Raw genomic sequence first — 5,079 nt, forward strand, 5'->3', positions numbered from 1 at the left:
AGGGCGCGGGCACTTCCATGGTGGCCTTGTCCGATTCCAGCGTGATCAGGCTCTGTTCCTTCTCCACCCGGTCGCCGGGCTTGATCATCACCTCGATCACCGGGACGTTGTCGTGGCCGCCGATGTCGGGTACGCGGGCTTCTTGGATGTCGGCCATGATGTCTCCTGCGAATGGCGAGGGCAGACCGCGCGGGGGAGAGGGGGTGGGCGGCCGCAAGGCTTGCATCATAGCGAACGGCCGACGCCAGCGGCAGCTTTCGCGGCCACCCGGCATGCATGCGCATACGTATGCAGCACGCGGCGCGCCGGCCGGTCCGTGACCTGAGGCCCATGCGGCGGTCCCGCCGGTTCGGCCACACTGGACCCGTCTGTCCATCCACGCCCCGGCACAAAGAACGCCATGCTCAGCATCCGCCATCTGTCCAAGACCTACGGCAACGGCGTGCGCGCGCTGCGCGACATCTCGCTGGACATCCCGAACGGCATGTTCGGCCTGCTGGGGCCGAACGGGGCCGGCAAGTCCTCGCTGATGCGCACCATCGCGACCTTGCAGGATCCGGATGAAGGCAGCATCCGGCTCGACGACATGGACCTGCTGGCCGACAAGCAGGCCACCCGCCGCCTGCTCGGCTACCTGCCGCAGGAATTCGGCGTGTACCCCAAGGTTTCGGCCGAGGCCATGCTGGACCACTTCGCGGTGCTGAAGGGCGTGGTCGCGAAGGGCGAGCGCCGCGCGCTGGTGGAGGCGCTGCTGCGCCAGGTGAACCTGTGGGACGTGCGCAAGCGCAAGCTGGGCGGCTTCTCCGGCGGCATGCGCCAGCGCTTCGGCATCGCCCAGGCGCTGATCGGCGATCCGCGGCTGGTGATCGTGGACGAGCCCACCGCCGGCCTCGACCCCGAGGAGCGCAACCGCTTCCTCAACCTGCTCGCCGAGATCGGCGAGCGCGTGGTGGTGATCCTCTCCACCCACATCGTGGAGGACGTCACCGACCTCTGCCAGCGCATGGCGATCATCGGCCAGGGCCAGCTGCTGCTGACCGGCGAGCCGCACGAGGCGATCCGGGCGCTGGAAGGCCGGGTGTGGCGGCGCACGATAGACAAGGCGGAACTGGACGGCTACCGCGCCCGCATGAACATCCTCTCTACCCGCCTCGCCGGCGGCCGCACCCTGCTGCACGTGCTGGCCGACGCCCGGCCCGAGGCCGGCTTCGAAGCGGTCGCGCCCGACCTGGAAGACGTGTACTTCGGCCGCCTGCGCGCGCAGGCCACCGCGCGCGCCGCCTGACGCCGCGGCCGCCGGAAGCACGCCATGTTCCTCGAAATCCTCCGCTTCGAGCTGCGCCAGCAACTGCGGGCGCCGCTGTTCTGGGTCATCCTCGCCGTGTTCACGGGCATCGCCTTCGCGATGGCCAGCACCGACGCCATCCTGATCGGCGGCGCCAGCGGCAACGTGCTGCGCAACGCACCGCTGGTGATCGTGCGCATGCTCAACGTGTTCGCGGTGCTCGGCATCCTGCTGGTGGTGGTCTTCATCGCCAACGCCGCCACGCGCGATTTCGAGCAGGGCACGGCGGAACTGCTGTTCGCCACGCCGATGCACCGCGGCGCCTACCTGGGCGGCCGCTTCGCGGCGGGTTACCTGGTGCTGGTGGCGATGCTGGCGATGTGCGCGCTCGCGCTGGCGCTGGGCGGCTCGATGCCGTGGGTGAACGCGGGGCGGCTGGGCAACGCCAGCTGGCACGGCTACGCATGGGGTTTCGCCGTGCTGGTGCTGCCCAACCTGCTGTTCATCGCCGCCCTGCTGTTCCTGCTGGCCACGGTCACGCGCTCGATCCTGGCCAGCTACATCGGCGTGATCGCCTACTTCGTCCTGCAGGGCGTCGCCAACTACCTCGGCCGCGACCTCGACAACCGCTACCTGGCGGCCATGCTCGATCCCTTCGGCGGCCACACGCTGCAGTTCGTCACCCGCTACTGGACCGCCGACCAGACCAACCACCTGCTGCCCTCGCTCACCGGCGTGCTGCTGTTCAACCGCCTGCTGTGGCTGGCGGTGTCGCTGGCGATGCTGGCGGGCAGCTTCCTGCTGTTCCGCACCGACCGCGAAGGCTTGCGCCTGCCACGCCGCAAGCCGCGCGCCGAGCCGCCGCTGCTGCGCCCACAGGCCGGCACCGCCGTGCTCGCCCTGCCCAGGGCGACCCTCGCCGGCGACTGGCGCGCACGGCTCGTGCAACTGCGTGCGCAATGGCTGTTCGACACCCGCGGCATCCTGCAGGGCGCGGCCTTCCTGGTGCTGATGGCGCTGGCACTGGCGCTGATGTTCGTCTCGCTGTCGGTTTCCGGCCTGGTCTACGGCACGCCGACCTGGCCGGTCACCCATCAGGTGCTCGCCGCGATCAACGGCAGCTTCAGCCTGCCGCTGATGATCGTGGTGATCTTCTACGCGGGCGAACTGGTGTGGCGCGAGCGCCAGCACCACTCGGCCGAGGTCAGCGACGCCTTCCCGGTGCCCGACTGGGTGCAGCTCGTCGCGCGGTTCGGCGCCCTGCTCGGCGTCATCGCGATCACGCTCGTCGCCGGCGCGCTGGTCGGCATGGGCTGGCAGCTCGCCCACGGCTACACGCACCTGCAGCCGGGGCTGTACCTCTCGATGCTTTCGCTGAACGCGATACCGTTCGTGCTGACGGCGGTGCTCGCGCTGTTCCTGCAAGTGATTTGCAACAACAAGTTCATGGGCTACCTGCTCAGCATCCTGTGGCTGGCCAGCACGCTGGCCTTCGAACTGCTGCACTGGGACGACAAGCTCTACAACTACGGCAGCTCGCCCGAGCTGCCGTATTCGGACATGAACGGCTTCGGCCATTTCATCGTCGGCACGCTGTGGTTCGATGCCTACTGGGCCAGCCTTGCGCTGGCCATGCTGGTCGTCGCCGCGCTGCTGTGGCCGCGCGGCGCGGGCACGAGCTGGCGCGAGCGCCTGCACGAGGCGCGCTCCCGCCTGCATCCGGCCCTGGCCTGCATGCTGGCACTGGCGCTGGTGGGCTTTGCCGGGCTGGGCGGCTTCATCTACTACAACACCCACGTGCTCAATCGCTACGAGAACAGCACCGCGCAGAAACGCGACCGCGCCGATTACGAAAAGCAGTACGCGAAATATGCCGACCTGCCGCAACCGCGCATCGCCGCGGTGAAGGCGGACGTGGACATCCATCCCTACCAGCGCAAGCTGTACATCCGCGCGCACTACACCCTGGTCAACCGGCACGACGTGCCGGTGACCGAACTGCTGGTGAACTACGCCGACGACCTCGCGCCGAAGACGCTGACGTTCGCGCCGCACGACGCCGTGAGCGTCGACAAGCGCCTCGGCGTGGCCATCTACAAGCTGAAGACGCCGCTGGCGCCCGGCGCCTCGATGCCGTTCGACTTCGAGATCGACTACGCACCCCGGGGCTTCACCAACGGCATCGGCGAAACCTTCCTCGTGCACAACGGCACGTTCTTCAACAACCAGATGTTGCCGCAGTTCGGCTACCAGGCCAGGGTCCAGCTCACCGACCGCAACGACCGCCGGAAGTACGGCCTCAAGCTGGACGTGCCGCGCATGCCGCCCCTCGGCGACGAAAAGGCGCGCGCCAACACCTACATCAGCAACGACGCCGACTGGATCAGCTTCGACACCACCGTCTCCACCGCCGCCGACCAGATCGCGCTGGCGCCGGGCACGCTACAGAAGGAGTGGACCGAAGGCGGCCGCCGCTACTTCCACTACACGATGCAGCAGCCGATGCTGAACTTCTTCGCGTACCTGTCCGCCCGCTACGCGGTGAAGAGCGTGGACTGGAAGGGCGTGAAGATCTCGGTCTACTACAACCCGGCGCACGCCTGGAACGTGGACCGCATGATCGACGGCGCGAAGGATTCGCTGGACTACTACGACAGCCACTTCACGCCGTACCAGTTCAAGCAGCTGCGCATCCTCGAATTCCCGAACTACGCCAGCCTCGCCCAAAGCTTCGCCAACACCATCCCGTTCTCCGAATCCATCGGCTTCATCGCCGACCTGCGCGACAAGAGCCATATCGACTACGTGTACTACGTCACCGCGCACGAAGTGGCGCACCAGTGGTGGGCGCACCGCGTGATCGGCGCGAACATGCAGGGCTCCACCATGCTCAGCGAATCGCTGGCGCAATACAGCGCGCTGATGGTGATGAAGCAGCGCTACGGCACCGACCAGATGCGCAAGTTCCTGAAGTACGAACTCGACAAGTACCTGATGGGGCGCACCACCGACAAGGTGGCCGAGGAACCGCTCGCGAAGGTCGAGAACGAGCAGTACATCCACTACAACAAGGGCTCGCTGATCTTCTACGCGCTGCAGGACTACGTGGGCGAAGACCGCCTCGACGCGATCCTGAAGCAATACCTGATCGACAAGGGCTTCCAGCAACCGCCCTACACCACCTCGCAGGAATTCATGGACGCGCTGTCCAAGGCGCTGGGCCCGCAATGGCAGCCCCTGCTCGACGACTTCTTCTGGAAGATCACCCTGTTCGACAACCGCATGCTCGCCGCCACCGCCAAGAAACTGCCGAACGGCAAGTACGAAGTGACGATGAAGCTGCACGCCGGCATGGCCTGGGCCGACGGCAAGGGCAAGGAAACCAGGGTCGCCCCGAACGTCCCGATCGAGCTCGGCGTGTTCGCTGCCGCACCCGGCGGCGGCAAGGACGGCAAGCCGCTGTACCTGGAAAAACGCCGGCTGCCCGACGGCGACAGCAGCCTGACCGTGGTCGTGGACGGCAAGCCCGCGATGGCCGGCATCGACCCGTACAACGAGCTGATCGACAAGGTGCCGGACGACAACCGCAGGGCGGTGACGGTGCAATAGGGGGGCTTTGAGGGTCGCTTGCGCGGGGCGCTTGGTGTGGGATGCGTTGCGGATGCGGATGGATTGGTCGTAAGCGCGCAGAGTGTTTCGGGCGACACTGGGGTGTTGTGTTTTCACGTGGTTTTAGAGCGGTTTCGAGCGCCCGTTGGGCGCCCGAGTTCCTTTCTCTTTGCTTGCCCAAAGAG

3 protein-coding genes are annotated in these 5,079 nt (G+C 67.0%); 2 read left to right on the top strand and 1 reads right to left on the bottom strand.

Annotation, left to right across the window (positions count from 1 at the left end; genetic code table 11):
* The coding region (locus PCA_RS14110) for a biotin/lipoyl-containing protein (RefSeq protein WP_304624787.1) at nucleotides 1–157 on the bottom strand (157 nt) is incomplete at its 3' end.
* A gap of 243 nt (nucleotides 158–400) precedes the next feature.
* On the opposite strand from PCA_RS14110, the gene PCA_RS14115 reads away from it, so the two are divergent.
* Together PCA_RS14115 and PCA_RS14120 are read left to right on the top strand one after the other, a co-directional pair.
* Nucleotides 401–1,285, top strand: a complete 885-nt coding sequence (locus PCA_RS14115) for an ABC transporter ATP-binding protein (protein ID WP_181303260.1) — start codon at nucleotides 401–403, stop codon at nucleotides 1,283–1,285.
* A gap of 24 nt (nucleotides 1,286–1,309) precedes the next feature.
* On the top strand, nucleotides 1,310–4,894 hold the full coding sequence (locus PCA_RS14120; RefSeq protein WP_181303261.1) for a M1 family aminopeptidase: 3,585 nt from the start codon (nucleotides 1,310–1,312) through the stop codon (nucleotides 4,892–4,894).
* Nucleotides 4,895–5,079: the final 185 nt, after the last annotated feature.

Origin of the sequence: Rhodanobacter sp. PCA2 (assembly GCF_013620825.1) — a bacterium.
Lineage (GTDB): Bacteria > Pseudomonadota > Gammaproteobacteria > Xanthomonadales > Rhodanobacteraceae > Rhodanobacter_A.

Coding starts and splice junctions, on each gene's coding strand:
- PCA_RS14120 (WP_181303261.1), top strand. CDS start 1,310: ATGTTCCTCGAAATCCTCCGCTTCGAGCTGCGCCAGCAACTGCGGGCG.
- PCA_RS14115 (WP_181303260.1), top strand. CDS start 401: ATGCTCAGCATCCGCCATCTGTCCAAGACCTACGGCAACGGCGTGCGC.